Consider the following 19,343-nt stretch of genomic DNA (forward strand, 5'->3'; position numbering starts at 1 on the left):
TGGCCGAAGGCGGCCCGTTTGAGGAGATAGCATGATTGTTCGTCCCGTACGCAGCAGCGATTTAGACGCGCTGATCGACCTGGCCCGCAGCACCGGCACCGGCCTGACCACGTTGCCGGCCAACGAAGAACGCCTGACCCACCGGGTTGGCTGGGCCGAGAAGACCTTTCGCGGCGAAGCCGGCCGTGGCGATGCGGACTACCTGTTCGTGCTCGAAGACGATGACGGTCGCGTGGTGGGGATTTCTGCCATTGCCGGCGCGGTCGGTCTGCGTGAGCCCTGGTACAACTTCCGTGTCGGCCTGACCGTCAGCGCTTCGCAAGAGCTGAACATCTATCGCGAGATTCCGACGCTGTTCCTGGCCAACGACCTGACTGGCAACTCCGAGCTGTGCTCGCTGTTCCTGCACGCCGATTACCGCAACGGTCTCAACGGTCGCATGCTGTCCAAGGCGCGGATGCTGTTCATTGCCGAGTTCCCGGAACTGTTCGGCAACAAGATCATTGCCGAGATGCGCGGCGTGTCCGATGAAGCCGGCCGTTCGCCGTTCTGGGAAAGCCTGGGGCGTCACTTCTTCAAGATGGAATTCAGCCAGGCCGATTACCTTACCGGTGTCGGCAACAAGGCGTTCATTGCTGAACTGATGCCGAAATTCCCGCTGTACACCTGCTTCCTGTCGGAAGACGCGCGCAGTGTGATCGGTCAGGTTCACCCGGACACTGAACCGGCGCTGGCGATGCTCAAGAGCGAAGGCTTCAGCTATCAGGGTTATGTCGACATCTTCGACGCCGGCCCGGGGATTGAATGCGAGACCAGCAAGATCCGCGCGGTGCGTGACAGCGAAGCGTTGGTGCTGGCCATTGGTACGCCGGGCGATGACGCTACGCCGTTCATCATCCATAACCGCAAACGCGAAGATTGCCGCATCACCGCCGCGCCGGCCCGTCTGGCTGCCGGCACGCTGGTGGTCGATTCGCAGACTGCCAAACGTCTTCAACTCAACGCAGGCGACCAGGTTCGCGCCGTGGCGTTGTCCGCTGCTCGGGAGTCGAAATAATGAATTCGCTATACATCGCAGGTGAATGGCTGGCCGGCCAAGGCGAAGCCTTTCAATCGCTGAATCCGGTGACCCAGCAAGTGCTGTGGTCGGGGGAGGGCGCTACCGCCGCTCAGGTTGAGTCGGCGGTGCAGGCTGCACGTCAGGCGTTTCCGGATTGGGCGCGTCGTACGCTGGAAGAGCGCATCAGCGTTCTTGAAGCGTTCGCCGCAGCGCTGAAAAACCACGCTGACGAACTGGCTCGTACCATCGGTGAGGAAACCGGCAAACCGTTGTGGGAAGCCGCGACCGAAGTCACCAGCATGGTCAACAAGATCGCGATCTCGGTGCAGAGCTACCGCGAACGCACAGGCGAGAAGAGCGGCCCATTGGGCGACGCCACCGCTGTATTACGCCACAAGCCGCATGGCGTGGTGGCGGTGTTCGGCCCCTACAACTTCCCCGGTCACTTGCCGAACGGTCACATTGTGCCGGCGCTGCTGGCCGGTAACAGCGTGCTGTTCAAGCCAAGCGAGCTGACGCCGAAAGTCGCCGAGCTGACGGTCAAGTGCTGGATCGAAGCCGGTCTGCCCGCAGGCGTGTTGAACCTGCTGCAAGGCGCTCGCGAAACCGGCATCGCGCTGGCCGCGAATGCTGGTATCGACGGTCTGTTCTTCACCGGTTCGAGCCGTACCGGCAATCATCTGCACCAGCAGTTCGCCGGTCGTCCGGACAAGATTCTTGCTCTGGAAATGGGTGGCAACAATCCACTGGTGGTCGATCAGGTTGCTGATCTGGATGCGGCGGTTTACACGATCATTCAGTCGGCGTTCATTTCTGCCGGCCAGCGCTGCACCTGCGCCCGACGTCTGCTGGTGCCGCAAGGCGCGTGGGGCGACAGCCTGCTCAAGCGTCTGGTTGAAGTGAGCGCGACCATTGAAGTCGGTGCGTTCGATCAGCAACCAGCGCCGTTCATGGGCTCGGTGATATCCCTTGGCGCGGCGAAAGCGCTGATGGATGCTCAAGAACATTTGCTGGCTAACGGTGCTGTGTCGTTGCTGGCAATGACTCAGCCGCAAGCGCAGGCCGCACTGCTGACGCCGGGCATTGTTGATGTGACCGCGGTCGCCGAGCGCCCGGACGAAGAACTGTTCGGCCCGCTGCTGCAAGTGATTCGTTACGCCGATTTCGCAGCGGCAATCAGCGAGGCCAACGACACCGCTTATGGCTTGGCCGCCGGTTTGTTGTCGGATTCTGAGGATCGCTACCAGCAATTCTGGCTGGAAAGCCGCGCCGGTATCGTCAACTGGAACAAGCAACTGACGGGGGCTGCGAGCAGCGCACCGTTCGGCGGTGTGGGTGCCTCTGGCAACCATCGCGCCAGCGCCTACTACGCGGCGGATTATTGCGCGTACCCGGTGGCGTCGCTGGAAACGCCGAGCCTGGTGATGCCTGCCACGTTGACGCCTGGCGTGAAGATGGCGTAACGGCCATCGCGAGCAGGCTCACTCCTACAGGAATTGTGTCGCACACAACATCTGTGTTCACCGCTAAACCTGTAGGAGTGAGCCTGCTCGCGATAGCCGCGACGCGGTCTGACTGAATTGTTACCTGAAGCCTATAACAACAGATTCTCGTGGAGCCTCGCTGATGAAATCCTATGAAGTCAATTTTGACGGTCTAGTGGGGCCGACCCATAACTACGGCGGTCTGTCCTACGGCAACGTCGCGTCCCAGAGCAACAGCCAGCAATCCTCGAACCCGAAGGAAGCGGCGCTGCAAGGTCTGGCGAAAATGAAAGCGCTGATGGAAATGGGCTTTCAGCAAGGCGTACTGGCACCGCAGGAACGTCCGGACGTGGCCGCACTGCGCCGTCTGGGTTTCAGCGGCACCGACGCTCAAGTGATCGAGCGTGCCGCCAAAGAAGCGATGCCGCTGCTGGTTGCCAGTTGCTCGGCATCGAGCATGTGGGTGGCCAACGCCGCTACCGTCAGCCCGAGCGCCGACACCGCTGACGGTCGTGTGCATTTCACCGCCGCCAACCTAAACTGCAAATATCACCGCAGCATCGAGCACCCGACCACCAGCCGCGTACTCGGCGCGATGTTCGCCAATCAGCAGCACTTCGCCCATCACGCGGCGCTGCCGGCAGTTGCGCAGTTCGGTGACGAAGGCGCAGCCAACCACACGCGTTTCTGCCGTGAATACGGTGAGGCAGGTGTCGAGTTTTTCGTGTTCGGTCGCAGTGCCTTCGACAACCGCTATCCGGCGCCGCAGAAGTACCCGGCGCGCCAGACTCTGGAAGCGTCGCAAGCTGTTGCGCGTCTGCACGGTCTGCGTGACGAAGGCGTGGTTTACGCGCAGCAGAATCCGAGCGTGATCGATCAGGGCGTTTTCCATAACGACGTGATTGCCGTGGGTAACGGCGAAGCGCTGTTCTATCACGAGGACGCGTTTCTCGACACCGAGCAGATGCTGGCCGAGTTGCAAGGCAAACTCGCCAGGGTCGGCGGCAATTTCCAGTCGATCTGTGTGCCGCGTTCGGCGGTCACCGTAGATGACGCAGTGCGTTCGTACCTGTTCAACAGTCAGCTGCTGTCGCGTCCTGATGGCTCGATGCTGTTGATCGTGCCGCAAGAGTGCCAGGCCAACGAGCGCGTGTGGAACTACCTGCAAGGCCTGACCAGCTCCGGCGGCCTGATCCGCGAAGTGAAGGTGTTCGACCTCAAGCAGAGCATGCAGAACGGCGGTGGCCCGGCGTGCCTGCGACTGCGCGTCGCGCTCAACGAAACCGAACTGGCGGCGGTCAACCCAGGCGTTATCATGACGGCCCCGTTGTACGGTTCGTTGACCGCATGGGTTGAAAAGCACTACCGCGACCGCCTGAGCGAAACCGATCTGGCGGACCCGCAATTGCTGCTTGAATGCCGGACGGCACTGGATGAACTGACGCAAATCCTTAAACTGGGCGCGGTTTATCCATTCCAGATCAATTGATGGCCGGCGCGTCGCCTGACCGCGGCGCGCGGCTTGTCTCCCCAAGAGAGTAAAAACATGAGCGATTCCCTGCAGCTGATCCTTGAAGACACCGACGGCACGCAACTGGAAACTTCCTGCACCCGCGTCGCGGTCCTGTGGCAAGGCAAAGAGCTGTGGATCCAGCAGGACGGCCGCGGCCAGCTGTTGATCGGCGTAGACGTCGAAGAAGGTGATGCCGAGTACGCCAACCTGCTGTTGCGCCCATTGGCGACTAATCTGGTAAGTCTGCAACTGGAAATGGAACCGGCCGAAGTCGGCGACGACGAAGATCACGTGCACGGCCCGGATTGCAACCACGACCACTAAGGAAACCGCTCTATGCTCGCCCTCGGCAAACTGCTTGAACTGACCCTCGCCGGCCGCGAACCGGCGGAGAAGACTCAACTGACTGTCGAAGGCGTGCGCATGCGCTGGTTGAGCGAGGGCGCGCTGGAAGTCCGGCCTCCCGAAGCTCGCGACAATGGCCTGGACCTGCTGCTGTCGGCAGGCATCCATGGCAACGAAACAGCGCCGATCGAGTTGCTTGATCGGTTGCTGCACGACATCGCTCGCGGTGATCTGAAGCCGCGCGCACGCATTCTGTTCCTGTTCGGCAACCCCGAGGCGATTCGCAAAGGCGAGCGTTTTATCGAGCAGGACGTCAATCGGCTGTTCAACGGCCGTCATGAACAAAGCAGTGGCAGCGAAGCGCTGCGTGCCTGTGAGCTGGAACGATTGGCGGCGGTGTTCTTCAGCCAGCCGGATCGCCAGCGTTTGCACTACGACCTGCACACAGCGATTCGTGGCTCGAAAATCGAGCAGTTCGCCTTGTATCCGTGGAAGGAAGGTCGCCAACATTCGCGGCTGGAACTGGCGCGGCTGCGCGCTGCCGGCATGGAAGCGGTGCTGTTGCAGAACAAACCGTCGATCGTGTTCAGCTCGTATACCTACGACAAGCTCGGCGCCGAGGCCTTCACGCTGGAACTCGGCAAGGCGCGACCGTTCGGGCAAAACGACGGGGTCAACGTGTCGTTGCTGGAAACCCGTCTGAAGCGGATCATCGAAGGGACTGAGCCGGAGGTTGCCGCAGAAGGGCTGGACGGTTTGCAGCTGTTCAGCGTGGCGCGGGAAATCATCAAGCACAGCGATGCGTTCCGCTTGAACCTGCCGGCGGACATCGAAAACTTTTCAGAGTTGGAAATGGGTTACGTGCTGGCCGAAGACCTGGCCAATACCCGCTGGATCATCGAAGAGCCGGGCGCGCGGATCATCTTCCCCAATCCCAAGGTCAAGAACGGCTTGCGAGCGGGCATCCTGATCGTCCCGACCACCGACGAAAACCTCGCCTGAATTCACCACATTCCCCTGTAGGAGCTGCCGAAGGCTGCGATCTTTTGATCTTAAAAGACAAGATCAAAAGATCGCAGCCTTCGGCAGCTCCTACAGGTGATGATCGTTCCCCGCGAATCGGTACGCAGAATGTCTATTGAGGCATTCCCGGGCGATGCATGGGAACGATCATTAGTGGTTTAGACCGCTACCGCACGCGGCTCACTGCGGCGCAACGCACGAACCTTTTGCAGCGTATCCGCACACGTCTTCGCCGCTTCCTGACCCTTGTGCACAAAGTGCTCGAAGAAGAACTTCTGGTGTTCTTCGCCGGCATGGAAGTGGTGCGGGGTGAGTGATACCGAGAACACTGGCACTTCGGTTTCCAGCTGAACCTGCATCAGGCCGCTGACGACCGACTGGGCGACGAACTCGTGACGGTAGATCCCGCCGTCCACCACCAAGGCTGCTGCAACGATACCGGCGTAACGACCGGTTTTGGCCAGCAGTTTGGCGTGCAGGGGCATTTCAAAGGCACCGCCTACTTCGAAGAAGTCGATGTCCGATTCCTGATACCCCTGGGCAAGCATTTCGGTGACAAAGCCCTTACGGCTCTGATCAACGATTTCCTTGTGCCAGCAGGCCTGGATGAACGCGACGCGCTCGCCGTGAGGGTGTTTGCTTTTGCTGTCGATAGCGGTGGGTTGCATGTTCTGACTCCTGTTTGTGTGAAAAACAGGGCGTTATGAATCGAAAGGGATTCAAGGGTACGCACGCTTGCACGAATGCACGAATGCACGAATGCACGCGGACGGCCCTCTGGCGTTAATCCCGTTCTCTCTTCATCCGGACTATGACCGTCGGCCCCGGGATCACACCGGGTCTGCTGACCTTGCCGTCGATCACCGGCCAAAGCCGTGTTCGTCGTCAAGCGCTCGCGGGCTATGCGCGTTGCGCGCAATTACCGCCGGTGGGGAATTGCACCCCGCCCTGAGAACGTTTTTGCCGCTCCTTTTTGGGCGACGCAGCGTTTTTAACACAGATTGTGTCTCCGTGCATTGCGCCTATCTGATGATTGTTATCGAGTTTTTTGAACGCTCGTGTGGTGTTTTCCTGCGTCAAGGGTTGATTAATCGCCGCGATGACCGCAGTAATTCACCCTCGCAAAGGGATTTCCCCTGCTGACTTGAGGCCAGGTTCATGAGTGTTATCGATCTTCGCAGCGACACCGTCACCCAACCGACTCCCGCCATGCTCGACGCGATGACCGCGGCAGACACCGGTGACGACGTCTATGGCGAAGATCCGACGGTCAATCGTCTGGAAGCGGAACTGGCAAAACGGCTGGGATTCGCTGCCGCGTTGTTTGTGCCGACGGGCACCATGAGCAACTTGCTGGGGTTGATGGCGCATTGCGAGCGCGGTGACGAATACATCGTCGGCCAACAGGCGCACACCTATAAGTACGAGGGCGGTGGCGCGGCAGTGCTCGGTTCGATTCAGCCGCAGCCGCTGGAAGTTCAGGCTGACGGCTCGCTGGATTTTGCGCAGGTCGCGGCGGCAATCAAACCCGATGACTTCCACTTCGCCCGGACCCGGTTGCTGGCGCTGGAAAACACCATGCAAGGGAAAGTGTTGCCGCTGGAATATCTGGTCCGCGCGCGCAAATTCACCCAGGACAACGGTCTGCAACTGCACCTGGACGGCGCGCGTTTGTATAACGCGGCGGTCAAATTGGGCGTTGATGCCCGGGAAATCACCCAGCACTTCGACTCGGTGTCGGTGTGCCTGTCCAAAGGCCTTGGCGCGCCGGTGGGTTCGGTGTTGTGCGGTTCGGTCGCGTTGATCGGCAAGGCTCGGCGCCTGCGCAAAATGGTCGGCGGCGGTATGCGTCAGGCCGGATTGCTGGCGGCGGCGGGGCTGTATGCGCTGGATCACAACGTCGAGCGTTTGGCCGATGACCACGCCAACGCGCAATTTCTCGCCGAAGGCTTGCGTGGTGCCGGCTTCAGCGTCGAACCCGTGCAGACCAACATGGTTTATGTGCAGGCAGGCGACAAGGCCGAGGCCATCAAGGCGTTTGCCGCCGAGCGCGGGATCAAATTGAGCGCCGCCGCACGTCTGCGCATGGTCACGCACATGGACGTCAATCGCTCGCAAATCGAACAAGTTATCGCGGCATTCGTCGAGTTTTCGCGCAAGTGACAGCGTTACCCGTCCAATTGACCGTTTCTATCGTATAAACACGCTGTACCCCGCGCGCAGGGCCGATATAATGCGGCCCTTTGCCGTCGCTTCGTCTGTTGACGTTTCGAACAGGCCTTTGGCCGCAGCCTCCGTGGAAGAACCTAATGAAAAGCGCAGAAATCCGTGAAGCCTTCCTTCGCTTCTTCGAAGAGCAAGGCCACACCCGTGTAGCCTCCAGCTCTTTGATTCCGGGCAACGACCCAACCCTGCTGTTCACTAACGCGGGGATGAACCAGTTCAAGGACTGCTTCCTGGGCCAGGAAAAACGTGCGTACACCCGTGCAACCAGCAGCCAGAAGTGCGTGCGTGCCGGTGGCAAGAACAGCGACCTGGAAAACGTCGGTTATACCGCTCGTCACCACACGTTCTTCGAAATGCTCGGCAACTTCAGCTTCGGTGACTATTTCAAGAAAGACGCGATCACTTACGCGTGGACCTTCCTGACCGGCGTGCTGCAACTGCCGAAGGAAAAACTCTGGGTCACCGTGTACGCCTCGGACGACGAAGCGTATGACATCTGGACCCAGCAAATCGGTGTGCCGGTCGAGCGCATGATCCGCATCGGCGACAACAAGGGCGCGCCTTACGCGTCCGACAACTTCTGGACCATGGGTGATACCGGCCCGTGCGGCCCATGCACCGAGATTTTCTACGATCACGGCGACCACATCTGGGGCGGCCCACCGGGCTCGCCGGAAGAAGACGGCGACCGTTACATCGAGATCTGGAACAACGTGTTCATGCAGTTCAACCGCACCGCCGATGGCGTGTTGCATCCGTTGCCAGCGCCGTCGGTCGATACCGGCATGGGCCTGGAGCGGATCAGTGCGGTGATGCAGCACGTCAATTCCAACTATGACATTGACCTGTTCAAGAACCTGCTCAAGGCTTCGGCTGAAGCGATCGGCTGCGAAAATGGCGATCAGTCTTCGCTCAAGGTTGTGTCCGACCACATCCGTTCGTGCGGTTTCCTGATCGCCGACGGCGTAACACCATCCAACGAAGGTCGCGGCTACGTGCTGCGCCGGATCATCCGTCGCGCCTGCCGTCACGGCAACAAGCTGGGCGCCACCGGCAGCTTCTTCTACAAGATCGTCGCGGCACTGGTTGCCGAGATGGGCGATGCGTTCCCGGAACTGAAGAAGCAGCAGAGCAATATAGAGCGCGTGCTCAAGGCCGAAGAAGAGCAGTTCTCCAAGACTTTGGAGCACGGCCTGAAGATTCTCGAACAGGATCTGCTGGAACTCAAAGGCACCGTGGTGCCGGGCGACGTGGTCTTCAAACTCTACGACACCTACGGTTTCCCGATGGACCTGACCGCGGACATCGCCCGCGAGCGCAGTCTGACCGTCGACGAAGCCGGTTTCGAGCGTGAGATGGAAGCGCAGCGCGTCCGCGCACGTTCGGCCAGCTCGTTCGGTCTGGATTACAACACGTTGGTCAAGGTTGATGTGGCCACCGAGTTCACCGGCTACGCCGCGACCAGCGGTTCGGCCAAAATCGTTGCCATCTATAAAGAAGGCCAATCGGTCGACGTACTGAGTGAAGGCGAAGAGGGCGTGATCGTTCTCAACCAGACCCCTTTCTACGCCGAATCCGGTGGCCAGATCGGCGACTGCGGTTTCCTTCAGGCCGGCAACGCACGTTTCGATGTGCGCGACACCACCAAGACTGGCGGCGCGTTCCTGCACCACGGCGTGTTGGCGTCGGGCAGCCTGACCATCGGCGCGCCGGTTGAAACCCACGTTGATGCCGAAGTGCGTCACGCTACTGCGCTGAACCACTCGGCGACGCACTTGTTGCACGCCGCATTGCGTCAGGTGCTGGGCGAACACGTTCAACAGAAGGGCTCGTTGGTCGACAGTCAGCGCCTGCGCTTCGACTTCAGCCACTTTGAAGCGATCAAGCCTGAGCAAATAAAAGCACTGGAAGACATCGTCAACGCCGAGATTCGCAAGAACTCCGCGGTTGAAACCGAAGAAACCGACATCGAAACTGCCAAGAACAAAGGCGCGATGGCGCTGTTCGGCGAGAAATACGGCGACAACGTGCGCGTGCTGAGCATGGGTGGCTCTTTCTCCGTCGAGCTGTGTGGCGGTATCCACGCCAACCGTACCGGCGACATCGGCCTGCTGAAAATCATCAGCGAAGGCGGTGTGGCATCGGGCGTGCGTCGTATCGAGGCAGTTACCGGTGCAGCCGCACTGGCCTACTTGAACGCTGCAGAAGAACAACTCAAGGAAGCGGCCAGCCTGGTCAAGGGCAGCCGTGACAACCTGATCGACAAGCTGTCGGCTGTGCTGGAGCGCAACCGTCTGCTGGAGAAGCAACTCGAGCAGTTGCAGGCCAAGGCTGCCAGCGCTGCAGGCGACGATCTGTCGGCTTCGGCACTGGATGTCAAAGGCGTGAAGGTATTGGCCGTGCGTCTCGACGGTCAGGACGCCAAGGCGCTGCTGGCGCTGGTCGATCAGCTGAAAAACAAACTCGGCCGCGCAGTGATCCTGCTCGGCAGTGTCCATGAGGAAAAGGTCGTTCTGGTTGCAGGCGTAACCAAAGACCTGACTGGCCAACTCAAAGCCGGTGATTTGATGAAACAGGCTGCTGCGGCAGTGGGCGGGAAGGGCGGTGGTCGTCCGGACATGGCGCAGGGCGGCGGTATCGACGCCGGCGCGCTGGATGGCGCACTGGCGCTGACCGTTCCATTCGTCGAGCAAGCTTTATAAGACAGTCCGTCGGCCCCGCAGTCTAGTGGCGGGCCCGACGGCTGTTTGAGTTGATTATTTGGGCGCCCTTCATGGGCAGAGGCGGCTTTGAAATGGCTTTGATCGTACAGAAATTTGGAGGCACCTCGGTCGGCACTGTCGAGAGAATCGAGCAGGTCGCCGACAAGGTTAAGAAATTCCGCGATGCCGGCGATGACCTGGTGGTCGTGCTGTCTGCAATGAGCGGCGAAACCAACCGTCTGATCGATCTGGCCAAGCAAATCAGTGGTGACGGTCAACCGGTTCCGCGTGAGCTGGACGTGATTGTTTCCACCGGTGAGCAGGTGACGATTGCCCTGTTGGCCATGGCGCTGATCAAGCGCGGTGTGCCGGCGGTGTCGTACACCGGTAATCAGGTGCGGATCCTGACGGACAGCGCACACAATAAAGCGCGTATCTTGCAGATTGATGACCAGAAGATTCGCGGTGATCTGAAGGCAGGCCGCGTTGTTGTTGTCGCCGGATTCCAGGGTGTCGACGAGCACGGCAATATCACCACGCTGGGGCGTGGCGGTTCGGACACTACCGGTGTGGCATTGGCTGCAGCGCTGAAAGCTGATGAATGCCAGATCTACACCGATGTCGATGGTGTCTACACCACCGACCCGCGTGTGGTGCCGGTGGCTCAGCGTCTGGACAAGATCACCTTCGAAGAAATGCTGGAAATGGCCAGCCTCGGTTCTAAGGTGTTGCAGATCCGTGCGGTGGAATTCGCCGGCAAGTACAACGTACCGCTGCGCGTACTGCACAGCTTCAAAGAGGGTCCGGGCACCCTCATTACTATTGATGAAGAGGAAACCATGGAACAGCCGATCATTTCCGGCATCGCTTTCAATCGCGATGAAGCCAAGCTGACCATCCGTGGCGTGCCAGACACCCCGGGTGTGGCGTTCAAGATTCTTGGTCCGATCAGTGCCGCGAACATCGAAGTCGACATGATCGTGCAGAACGTTGCGCACGATAACACCACCGACTTCACCTTCACCGTGCACCGCAATGACTTCCAGGCCGCACAGACCGTGCTGGAAAACACCGCTCGCGAGATCGGTGCCCGTGAAGTGGTTGGCGACATCAAGATTGCCAAGGTCTCGATCGTCGGTGTCGGCATGCGTTCCCACGCAGGCGTGGCCAGCCGCATGTTCGAATCGCTGGCCAAAGAAAGCATCAACATCCAGATGATCTCGACGTCGGAAATCAAGGTTTCCGTGGTCATTGAAGAGAAGTACCTGGAACTGGCCGTGCGCGCCCTGCACACGGCTTTCGAACTGGATGCTCCGGCCCGTCAGGGCGAGTAATTCCGCTTCTTGAAGGGCGCGGTCTGACCGCGCCCTTTATTTTTTGAATGGCGCGAGCCCTGATCTGTTCTTTTGCTCGCGCTGGTCAATACTCAGGCATGTAGGGCTACGATCGCTCTGGTTGTAGGTCGGGTGCCTTTTTTTTGCAGACTGTTGTCCCTGAACTGAATTGCGTAAGGAGAAAGGTATGCTGATTCTGACCCGTCGGTGCGCAGAAAGCCTGATTATCGGTGATGGCGAAATCACCGTGACCGTGCTCGGCGTTAAAGGAAATCAAGTGCGTATCGGCGTCAACGCCCCGAAAGAGGTTGCCGTGCACCGTGAAGAAATTTACCTGCGTATAAAGAAAGAGAAGGACGAAGAACCAAGCCATTAATTTTTATCGATTTTTATGTTTGCAAACGGGGAGGAAGCTGGTTAATATACGCCCCGTGTTGCGGAGAGCTGGCCGAGTGGCCGAAGGCGCTCCCCTGCTAAGGGAGTACACCTCAAAAGGGTGTCGGGGGTTCGAATCCCCCGTTCTCCGCCATTATTTGCTTAGTACGTCGTAATCTGGCTTTTTCGGTAAGTTGTTGAAATTACTAGAAAAAGTGGTTGGAATAGAGATTAGACGGGCTATAATGCGGCGCAACAAATGCACTCGTAGCTCAGCTGGATAGAGTACTCGGCTACGAACCGAGCGGTCACAGGTTCGAATCCTGTCGAGTGCACCATTTAAGAGTCAGTTACAGCAATGTAAGTGACTTGCTTCAACCAGGTGTGATCTGGTCTAAAAAACACAAATGCACTCGTAGCTCAGCTGGATAGAGTACTCGGCTACGAACCGAGCGGTCACAGGTTCGAATCCTGTCGAGTGCACCATTTAAGAGTTAGTTGCAGCAATGTAAGTAACTCGGTTGCAGCCAGTTGTGGTCTGGTCTAAAAACACAAAATGCACTCGTAGCTCAGCTGGATAGAGTACTCGGCTACGAACCGAGCGGTCACAGGTTCGAATCCTGTCGAGTGCACCATATAACGAAAAGCCCGCGTTTAACGCGGGCTTTTTGCTGTCCGGGATTTGGCTTTCGCCTTCACGCATCCTCTCTCATCAAAATCGACTTGAGCACTTCGGCCTCGTTTGAGGTCGTACCGATAGCTTGTCGTCGATGTCCGAATATTCACCTTGTCCGGTTTGCCGAGCGCGCTTTCTACATCCTGCTGACTCATGCCGGCAATCACGCGTCGATTGATGATCGCTTCGCGGCGTTGTCTGGCGTCGATCAGATTTCCGCATTTGTCTTGTGTACGACCAACGATGCCCGGTTCGCGGCCTGTGTTTTTCATACCGGATATTTCTTCGTGGTTGTGCTCCGGCATGATTGCCACGACCGATCCGGGGAGGTAGGGGTGAACTTCCTGTACGGAAAGTTTTTCACCGTTCGCGCAGCTCATCGACGTGAACGTGATACTTCCGTCGGTTGCTTCGCAACGATGAAGGCTGGTTGCAGCCCCGGCAGGCGGCAGGCAGAGAAGGCTTGCGAGTAAAAAGCGGGATGGTTTCGATGGCATTCGATGTCCTCCATGACGATCTTGGTTCAAGGGTAGTCGCTGCAATCTTCTGCGCTGGTGTGTTTTCTTTTCAGGATGAGTCGTCGCACTTACATGGATCAGGATGGCGCTCAGGTTTGTCTCGCAAGCGCTTGTTTCAGCCACGATTTTTTAACGTGTTAAACCGTCAGGCGGTGTATCATTGCGCCCGTCAGCCCCGCCGGGGCTTATGGAAAACCTCCATGGACTTACCCAGTAGCTACTCAGTACCCCGTTTTTCCAATCATGAATTGACTGATTGATCCTTCCGGCGTGCCCCGCTGCTGGGAGTGGAGTTCGCCTATGTCTGAAATCGAAGTAAAGAAAACACAGGAAAGCCTGCAGGACCGCCTGGCTCAGGTCGTCGAGTTGCTGCAGCGCCAACGGGTCGTCGAAGACCTGACTCACCGCCAGGAAGGCGCGCATCACGACCGGGTGGAAAACCTGGTTCACCGGCAAAATCTGGTCGAGCTGCAACGCAAGCTCGATGATCTGCACTCCGCCGACGTCGCCTACATACTTGAAGCCTTGCCGCTGGACGACCGTCTGACGCTTTGGCAGCTGGTCAAGGCCGATCGCGACGGCGACATTCTTCTCGAAGTATCCGATTCCGTCCGTGAAACGCTGATCGCCGACATGGACGATCACGAGCTCCTGGCCGCCGCCAAGGACATGGACGCCGACGAACTTGCTGACCTGGCCTCCGAGCTGCCGCGAGACGTCGTCCATGGGCTCATGGAGAGCCTCGATAACCAGCAGCGCGAGCGTGTACGTTCGGCCCTGTCTTATGACGAGGACCAGGTCGGTGCGCTGATGGACTTCGAGATGGTGACTATCCGTGAGGATGTCAGCCTTGAAGTGGTTCTGCGGTACCTGCGTCGTCTCAAAGAGTTGCCGGGTCATACTGACAAGCTGTTCGTGGTCGATTACGACGGCGTGCTCAAAGGCGTGCTGCCGATCAAGCGTTTGCTGGTCAATGATCCGGAAAAGCAGGTTGCCGAGGTGATGGCCAGCGATCCGGTGAGTTTCCACCCGGACGAAGACGCCTACGACGCCGCACAGGCGTTCGAGCGTTACGACTTGATCTCTGCCCCTGTGGTCGACAAGACCGGCAAGCTGATCGGTCGTCTGACCATCGACGAAATGGTCGACCTGATTCGTGAAGAGAGCGAAAGCGAAGTTCTCAACATGGCCGGTCTGCGTGAAGAGGAAGACATCTTCGCCTCAGTGTGGAAATCACTGCGCAACCGTTGGGCTTGGCTGGCGATCAACTTGATCACCGCGTTCGTCGCCTCTCGAGTGATTGGCTTGTTCGAAGGCTCGATCGAGAAATTGGTAGCGCTCGCAGCGCTGATGCCGATTGTGGCGGGTATCGGCGGTAACTCCGGTAATCAGACGATCACCATGATTGTGCGGGCCATGGCACTGGATCAGGTCAGCACGGGCAACACTTCACGGTTGATGCGTAAAGAATTGGCAGTCGGGCTGATCAACGGTCTGGTCTGGGGCGGGGTGATTGGCGTAGTCGCTTACCTGCTTTATGGCAGTTGGTCGCTGGGCGTGGTGATGACGGCGGCAATGACGCTCAATCTGTTGCTCGCTGCACTCATGGGGGTATTCATTCCCATGACCCTGGCGAAGATGGGCCGCGATCCTGCAATGGGTGCGAGCGTGATGATCACCGCAGTAACGGACAGTGGTGGCTTCTTCATTTTCCTGGGGTTGGCAACAATCTTCCTGCTCTGATCTGCTGCAATGAAAAAGCCCGCCAAATTGGCGGGCTTTTTTATATCTGTGAAAAACTGCCAAGCCAAATCCCAGGCAAAAAAAAGCCAGCAATCATGCTGGCTTGATATGTTCGATATGACTCAGGACGCGTCTGCGGCCATTTCGGCGTCGTGTGCAATCAAGGACACCAATGCGTTCTGTTGACGGTGAGACAGCTGGCGGAAGCGTTGCAGCAGTTCGCGTTCGTGCAACGACAGCTCAGGGCTGTCCAGGCGCATGCTCAGCTCTTCGCCCAATGCACCTTCCTGAATAAGACTCTGCTCAAGGCGCGCAATGATTTCAGAGTTCATGCTGCGATGATGATTGCGAGCCACCTCGGCAATGCGTTCACGCATTCCGTCTGGCAGACGTACGACAAACTTGTCAGCCGTACGGCTGGAATAAATTGCCTGTTTCAATGGGCGCATATATTTAACCGGTTAGTTCAGGGGAGCGGTTCTCGGGATTGGCCGCAGGATGTGTGGTAGGACACGCATTTGCGCCAAATGGTTCAACCTGAATTGTTAAGAGGCCCGCATCATGCCTCAAAATTGCCAGATCATTGGCGTCAATTCTGTGACAAATATTGATCCGGATAAAGGCTTAATGCCAGCACCAATTATCAGAAATGCGGACTGGTTTGAAAACTTTGTCCTGAGTTGCATCGCTGTTCGCCTCCTGACGCACAACCGTTGATGTCCAAAGACGTCAGAAGGTGCATGCTATGTGGCTTTCGATCCTTGTCCCTTATCTATACAGGATAGTGGCATTTTGCCGATTTACTAGCGCTGAAGCATGCCGGAGGGCGTTTTCGAGATGGATGGCAGGCTTATTTATCTGATGGGGCCGTCAGGTTCCGGCAAAGACAGCCTGATTGAGGCTGCACGTGAGCCATTGCGCATGCTCGGCTGCGAAGTGATACGCCGGGTGATTACGCGATCGGCCGAATCGGTAGGCGAGGATGCGATCGGCGTGACACCGCAAGAATTCGAAAGACGTCAGCGCGCAGGAGATTTTTCCCTGGCGTGGCAGGCCAATGGACTTGCCTATGGCATTCCTGCGCAAATGGATCAATGGCTCAAGGATGGTCGGCACGTGCTGGTAAACGGCTCTCGCGCCAACCTGCGACAAGCCCTGGAGTGCTATCCGACGCTGTTGCCAATTTTGCTGACAGTCAAGGATGAGGTGTTGCGTGAGCGCCTGCTTAGACGTGGCCGTGAGACGTCTGAGCAAATTGATGCGAGGCTGGCTCGCAACGCTCTGTTCAAGGACAGGCGATCAACTGACGACGTTGTTTACCTGATAGACAACTCGGGTGACCTGGCTGACGCGGTCAGCCATCTACTGGACTTGATCCGACTCAACGCAGAACCGGATCAAACTTGAATTTGCGCCCGGCCACCAGTGCCAATACGAACAACACCGCAAACACGCCACAGCCAACCAGAGGCAGGGTGATTTCGGTTTCCTCGAACAGCGAAAAATGCAATACGCCACTGACTAAGGCGAGGATCAGAAATCCTGCAGCTGATTTGGACATGCTGTACTCCTGAAGATATTTCAAAAAACCAGACGTTCGGTAGCGTGAGCTGACAATGCCTGCTCAGGCTCGCTGACCGCCTGTGGGACAAAACCGCGCTGATCGCTTAACACCGCCAACTGCGGGGCTCTTTGCACCTGCAAGTAATGCGGCATGCGTTGAGCCACCGACTCCGGCGCAGCTCGCTCGGGCAAAAAGTGAAAACCCATCAAAACCGCGAATGCAATTGCGTTTGCAAGCAAGAGAGTGCTGTTCATGGGGCGGTGCTCCGGTTGTTCTTCTATAGAACAGACAAAGCAGCCGTCGTGCCAACAGTCTAACCGCTGTTAAGTCCTTTAAAAACAAGGATTTGAGAGGGTTTTTCAACCGTTGCGGGTTGCAATCTGCAATGCTGGCGTTTTGGGGTAGTGCAAAATGCACGGTAAAGCTTCCCGCAGCGTTGCGAGGCGCTTGCCTACACTTAAAAAGCCCTACGGACGACATGACAAACCGGGGCCCTGCCGTTAACATGCACGCCGTCCGTCGCGCAGCGTCTGCTGCCGACAACTCAGTGTCTCAGTAGCTCAATTGGATAGAGCATCCCCCTCCTAAGGGGAAGGTTGGCAGTTCGAACCTGCCCTGGGACACCATATATTCAGGCCTTCTGGCCACTCCTCTGCCAGCCTCGTTTACTGCGATAGCAGCGCGGCAGCAGCAGGATAAAATAAAGCCCCTTTCAGAATGATCTGGAAGGGGCTTTTTCGTATTCACGGTTCAAGGATGTTGCCAATGGATGGCCTGAAAATACTGTTCATCGTTTCGCTTGGATTTTTATCGCTGATCCAAGCGTCGCGATCCTTTGCAGATAATGTCAGTGGGAAGAACCTCTATTCACAGCGGTGCGCCATGTGCCACGGGACAGATCTCAAAGCAACAGGGCCACTGGCTGATAAAAGCAATCCACCTACGCCTGATCTGACAACATCCGCTTTCAAACAGCGACTGAAGGCCTATCCGGGCGTTATCGTGTCATCAATAATTCTTCGCCCAAACGGGGATTTGATCCCGCGGACCTTGCAAGAGAATGGTGTAACGCTGGCGCCGCACGCTTGGACGGTTAAGGATTTTCGCGATTTGAATCAGTACATGAGTGGTGTGATTTCAAAAAGTCGGTGATTTCAGATGAAGCAAAGCCCCGCACAGCGTCAGTTGTCGTGGCTTTTTCATGTGCAGGCATCGGGACTATTGCTCAGCGCCACCTCCGGGTTTGCCGATTGAAGTGCTTATCTCGGTAATGCGCCGACGGCCGTTGACCTTATAGTCGAGCTCTTGTTCTGCCTCGCCCGGTTTGCGCACGGTTACTTGCGCGTACAAGCCATCCTTAGCGCTGTAGGTGCCGAACCAGTTATTCATTCTCGCAATAAAACACTCACCACCGGTGATCACCGGGAAGTCGGCGACTGGCTCGATGGCGTAATAGCCTGCTCCGTAGCCGTAATATTCCTCGACGTCTGTGGCGGACGCAGGAATGGGGCAGAGGGGCTTTCTTTCTTGACCTGTGTCGGGCGTGTCTTCCTCGACGGTGGCCAGGCCTTGGGCAAGTGCCCGGTGCAGGTCCGGCTTCAGTTTGTAAGTTTTTTTGTGATCATCATCAGGCTGAGTGCGGGGGATGCTGAGTCGATAGCGGTAGCGAACCGTCAGCGTGGGCACTTCGCGGTTTACCTGCAACGGACTGAGCAGGTAGACATTATCAATGCCGTACCCACCGTCGCGATAGGCGGCGTAAACCTTGCCGCGAATGCTGATCCAGTTCACGGACTGGTTGGCGCCGCGATCATTGGTGGAGTAGAGGGCGCCGCCAATGGATTCTCCCTCCGACGCCTGCGTCCTGCGGGTGAACTGGTCGCCGTCGCGGCGATAGGTTCCAACGAAAGTGAACAGGCCGGTGCCGCCGCTGTAGGTCTGAACAATCAGGTCACGTTGCCCATCACTGTCCAGATCCAGCAGCGTGAATGATGTCGGGCCCTGTGCGGTGTCAGCCTCGAAATCAGTGGCGCTCAAAGCCTTCCACTCATCTCGGGAAACGCCTTTGGGGATGGCTTTCGGGAAGTGGGTTTTATCAGAATACTGATCGGCGTCCGGCTCTGCAGAAAATGTGGTTTCAGGGCTTTTTAACGACAGTGAAGCGAGTGCCCGTTCCAGGGCAAACTCCGGATCATTTTTACTGATTGCCCGAATACTGTTTTGCAGATCATCCAATACCTGTTTATCGACGCCACTCGGCTGATGGGCGACAACTTCTGTCCACTGCGCATGCAAAACCTTCAGTTGCTCGCGGTAGCGTTGATCCAGGCAGGCGACATCTTCAGCGCAATCGTTGCGCGCTTTCAACCAAAGCCGCTGAGTACGTTTGAGCTCGGGTTGTGCCTCGACAGAAGCCTTCATCAAACCCCGATAAACCGTCCCCATCTGCGCATCCAGTTCATACAAACCTTTATTCGCGCAGATAGTGGTTTCAACGGCAGTCGCCGCCTTGCTGCAGTCCATTGCGTTCGCCATTGCCTGCTGGAGAAACAGCAGCGCACAGGCGGACACGATGTAGCGTCCTTTGATGTACACGAAGTAAGCCTTGTAGTGAGAGTTGTGCAGGCGCGCAGAGTAATCGCAGTGCGAGGAATCTTGAAGCGCGAGCTTCAGGGAACGCCACTTCTGGCCGATAACACAAACGGTGACTTCAAAGTCGCGTGAAATCGCTTGATAGCATTTTGCCGCCGGCTATCATCTCCGCGCCCGAAATTGCCCTC

At 57.6% G+C, this 19,343-nt stretch carries 18 protein-coding genes, 5 tRNA genes and 1 riboswitch; of the genes, 17 read left to right on the forward strand and 6 right to left on the reverse strand.

Features of this window, described 5'->3' with window-relative positions:
• Window positions 1-31 precede the first annotated feature (31 nt).
• The 5 genes from astA (at window position 32) to astE (ending at window position 5,404) form a co-directional block, all read left to right on the forward strand.
• A complete protein-coding gene (astA, locus tag ICA15_RS15130) occupies window positions 32-1,057 on the forward strand; it encodes an arginine N-succinyltransferase (protein ID WP_042560544.1) in 1,026 nt (341 codons plus the stop codon).
• Entirely contained in the window at window positions 1,054-2,523 is a 1,470-nt protein-coding gene (gene astD / locus ICA15_RS15135; RefSeq protein ID WP_210554171.1) for a succinylglutamate-semialdehyde dehydrogenase, read from the forward strand. The genes astA and astD overlap by 4 nt, the downstream gene beginning before the upstream one ends.
• A 163-nt stretch (window positions 2,524-2,686) precedes the next feature.
• On the forward strand, window positions 2,687-4,033 hold the full coding sequence (gene astB / locus ICA15_RS15140) for an N-succinylarginine dihydrolase (RefSeq protein WP_150604281.1): 1,347 nt from the start codon (window positions 2,687-2,689) through the stop codon (window positions 4,031-4,033).
• 57 nt (window positions 4,034-4,090) lie between these two features.
• Window positions 4,091-4,381, forward strand: coding sequence for a topoisomerase II (locus ICA15_RS15145; RefSeq protein WP_150604280.1), 291 nt, complete (start codon window positions 4,091-4,093; stop codon window positions 4,379-4,381).
• Window positions 4,382-4,393: 12 nt separating this feature from the next.
• Complete coding sequence (gene astE / locus ICA15_RS15150; RefSeq protein ID WP_210554082.1) at window positions 4,394-5,404, forward strand: succinylglutamate desuccinylase; 1,011 nt, start codon at window positions 4,394-4,396, stop codon at window positions 5,402-5,404.
• Window positions 5,405-5,583: 179 nt separating this feature from the next.
• Here the strand turns inward: astE and ICA15_RS15155 are convergent, their stop codons facing one another.
• Window positions 5,584-6,093 carry a 6,7-dimethyl-8-ribityllumazine synthase gene (locus ICA15_RS15155; protein WP_150616092.1) on the reverse strand — a complete coding sequence of 170 codons (510 nt, stop codon included), beginning with the start codon at window positions 6,091-6,093 and terminating at the stop codon, window positions 5,584-5,586.
• Window positions 6,094-6,212: 119 nt separating this feature from the next.
• Window positions 6,213-6,385, reverse strand: a riboswitch (FMN riboswitch).
• Window positions 6,386-6,583: 198 nt separating this feature from the next.
• On the opposite strand from ICA15_RS15155, the gene ltaE reads away from it, so the two are divergent.
• From ltaE to ICA15_RS15195, 8 genes are all read left to right on the forward strand, one after another.
• Window positions 6,584-7,588 (forward strand): low-specificity L-threonine aldolase, encoded by a 1,005-nt coding sequence (gene ltaE / locus ICA15_RS15160; RefSeq protein WP_210554081.1) that lies wholly within the window; start codon window positions 6,584-6,586, stop codon window positions 7,586-7,588.
• Between the two features lie 146 nt (window positions 7,589-7,734).
• Window positions 7,735-10,353, forward strand: a complete 2,619-nt coding sequence (alaS, locus tag ICA15_RS15165) for an alanine--tRNA ligase (RefSeq protein WP_210554080.1) — start codon at window positions 7,735-7,737, stop codon at window positions 10,351-10,353.
• 92 nt (window positions 10,354-10,445) lie between these two features.
• On the forward strand, window positions 10,446-11,687 hold the full coding sequence (locus tag ICA15_RS15170) for an aspartate kinase (protein ID WP_042560536.1): 1,242 nt from the start codon (window positions 10,446-10,448) through the stop codon (window positions 11,685-11,687).
• 187 nt (window positions 11,688-11,874) lie between these two features.
• Window positions 11,875-12,063, forward strand: coding sequence for a carbon storage regulator CsrA (csrA, locus tag ICA15_RS15175; protein WP_002554426.1), 189 nt, complete (start codon window positions 11,875-11,877; stop codon window positions 12,061-12,063).
• A 62-nt stretch (window positions 12,064-12,125) separates the two neighbouring features.
• Window positions 12,126-12,216, forward strand: a tRNA-Ser gene (locus ICA15_RS15180).
• Window positions 12,217-12,323: 107 nt separating this feature from the next.
• Window positions 12,324-12,400 (forward strand) — tRNA-Arg (locus tag ICA15_RS15185).
• Between the two features lie 71 nt (window positions 12,401-12,471).
• Window positions 12,472-12,548 (forward strand) — tRNA-Arg (locus tag ICA15_RS15190).
• Between the two features lie 72 nt (window positions 12,549-12,620).
• Window positions 12,621-12,697: transfer RNA gene (locus ICA15_RS15195), tRNA-Arg, on the forward strand.
• Between the two features lie 19 nt (window positions 12,698-12,716).
• On the opposite strand, the gene ICA15_RS15200 is transcribed toward ICA15_RS15195, so the two are convergent.
• Window positions 12,717-13,235 carry a cell envelope protein SmpA gene (locus tag ICA15_RS15200; RefSeq protein ID WP_210554079.1) on the reverse strand — a complete coding sequence of 173 codons (519 nt, stop codon included), beginning with the start codon at window positions 13,233-13,235 and terminating at the stop codon, window positions 12,717-12,719.
• Between the two features lie 321 nt (window positions 13,236-13,556).
• Here ICA15_RS15200 and mgtE point away from each other — a divergent pair, with 321 nt between their 5' ends.
• Window positions 13,557-14,999 (forward strand): magnesium transporter, encoded by a 1,443-nt coding sequence (gene mgtE / locus ICA15_RS15205; protein WP_150592956.1) that lies wholly within the window; start codon window positions 13,557-13,559, stop codon window positions 14,997-14,999.
• Between the two features lie 122 nt (window positions 15,000-15,121).
• Here the strand turns inward: mgtE and ICA15_RS15210 are convergent, their stop codons facing one another.
• Entirely contained in the window at window positions 15,122-15,448 is a 327-nt protein-coding gene (locus ICA15_RS15210) for an Arc family DNA-binding protein (protein WP_003178899.1), read from the reverse strand.
• A gap of 388 nt (window positions 15,449-15,836) precedes the next feature.
• On the opposite strand from ICA15_RS15210, the gene phnN reads away from it, so the two are divergent.
• Entirely contained in the window at window positions 15,837-16,406 is a 570-nt protein-coding gene (gene phnN / locus ICA15_RS15215) for a phosphonate metabolism protein/1,5-bisphosphokinase (PRPP-forming) PhnN (protein WP_210554078.1), read from the forward strand.
• Here the strand turns inward: phnN and ICA15_RS15220 are convergent.
• Window positions 16,381-16,560, reverse strand: a complete 180-nt coding sequence (locus ICA15_RS15220) for a PA3371 family protein (protein WP_042560533.1) — start codon at window positions 16,558-16,560, stop codon at window positions 16,381-16,383. The genes phnN and ICA15_RS15220 overlap by 26 nt on opposite strands.
• 20 nt (window positions 16,561-16,580) lie before the next feature.
• The gene (locus tag ICA15_RS15225; protein ID WP_210554077.1) at window positions 16,581-16,817 is read right to left on the reverse strand and encodes a hypothetical protein; all 237 of its coding nucleotides are present in this window, start codon (window positions 16,815-16,817) and stop codon (window positions 16,581-16,583) included.
• Between the two features lie 295 nt (window positions 16,818-17,112).
• On the opposite strand from ICA15_RS15225, the gene ICA15_RS15230 reads away from it, so the two are divergent.
• Window positions 17,113-17,189 (forward strand) — tRNA-Arg (locus tag ICA15_RS15230).
• 139 nt (window positions 17,190-17,328) lie between these two features.
• Window positions 17,329-17,715 carry a c-type cytochrome gene (locus tag ICA15_RS15235; RefSeq protein WP_411959655.1) on the forward strand — a complete coding sequence of 129 codons (387 nt, stop codon included), beginning with the start codon at window positions 17,329-17,331 and terminating at the stop codon, window positions 17,713-17,715.
• 66 nt (window positions 17,716-17,781) lie between these two features.
• Here ICA15_RS15235 and ICA15_RS15240 read toward each other — a convergent pair whose 3' ends face one another.
• Window positions 17,782-19,158 (reverse strand): lysozyme inhibitor LprI family protein, encoded by a 1,377-nt coding sequence (locus tag ICA15_RS15240; protein ID WP_210554076.1) that lies wholly within the window; start codon window positions 19,156-19,158, stop codon window positions 17,782-17,784.
• Window positions 19,159-19,343: the final 185 nt, after the last annotated feature.

The sequence above is a fragment of the Pseudomonas sp. P116 genome (genome assembly GCF_020149425.1).
In the GTDB taxonomy this organism is placed as follows: Bacteria; Pseudomonadota; Gammaproteobacteria; order Pseudomonadales; family Pseudomonadaceae; genus Aquipseudomonas; species Aquipseudomonas anatoliensis.

Excerpts from the sequence above, each read along its gene's own strand:
- ICA15_RS15155 (WP_150616092.1), bottom strand. The coding sequence starts at position 6,093 with ATGCAACCCACCGCTATCGACAGCAAAAGCAAACACCCTCACGGCGAG.
- astB (WP_150604281.1), top strand. The coding sequence starts at position 2,687 with ATGAAATCCTATGAAGTCAATTTTGACGGTCTAGTGGGGCCGACCCAT.
- ICA15_RS15225 (WP_210554077.1), bottom strand. The coding sequence starts at position 16,817 with ATGAACAGCACTCTCTTGCTTGCAAACGCAATTGCATTCGCGGTTTTG.
- phnN (WP_210554078.1), top strand. The coding sequence starts at position 15,837 with ATGGATGGCAGGCTTATTTATCTGATGGGGCCGTCAGGTTCCGGCAAA.
- ICA15_RS15170 (WP_042560536.1), top strand. The coding sequence starts at position 10,446 with ATGGCTTTGATCGTACAGAAATTTGGAGGCACCTCGGTCGGCACTGTC.
- mgtE (WP_150592956.1), top strand. The coding sequence starts at position 13,557 with ATGTCTGAAATCGAAGTAAAGAAAACACAGGAAAGCCTGCAGGACCGC.
- csrA (WP_002554426.1), top strand. The coding sequence starts at position 11,875 with ATGCTGATTCTGACCCGTCGGTGCGCAGAAAGCCTGATTATCGGTGAT.
- ltaE (WP_210554081.1), top strand. The coding sequence starts at position 6,584 with ATGAGTGTTATCGATCTTCGCAGCGACACCGTCACCCAACCGACTCCC.
- alaS (WP_210554080.1), top strand. The coding sequence starts at position 7,735 with ATGAAAAGCGCAGAAATCCGTGAAGCCTTCCTTCGCTTCTTCGAAGAG.
- ICA15_RS15220 (WP_042560533.1), bottom strand. The coding sequence starts at position 16,560 with ATGTCCAAATCAGCTGCAGGATTTCTGATCCTCGCCTTAGTCAGTGGC.
- astA (WP_042560544.1), top strand. The coding sequence starts at position 32 with ATGATTGTTCGTCCCGTACGCAGCAGCGATTTAGACGCGCTGATCGAC.
- ICA15_RS15235 (WP_411959655.1), top strand. The coding sequence starts at position 17,329 with ATGGATGGCCTGAAAATACTGTTCATCGTTTCGCTTGGATTTTTATCG.
- astE (WP_210554082.1), top strand. The coding sequence starts at position 4,394 with ATGCTCGCCCTCGGCAAACTGCTTGAACTGACCCTCGCCGGCCGCGAA.
- ICA15_RS15145 (WP_150604280.1), top strand. The coding sequence starts at position 4,091 with ATGAGCGATTCCCTGCAGCTGATCCTTGAAGACACCGACGGCACGCAA.
- ICA15_RS15210 (WP_003178899.1), bottom strand. The coding sequence starts at position 15,448 with ATGCGCCCATTGAAACAGGCAATTTATTCCAGCCGTACGGCTGACAAG.
- ICA15_RS15200 (WP_210554079.1), bottom strand. The coding sequence starts at position 13,235 with ATGCCATCGAAACCATCCCGCTTTTTACTCGCAAGCCTTCTCTGCCTG.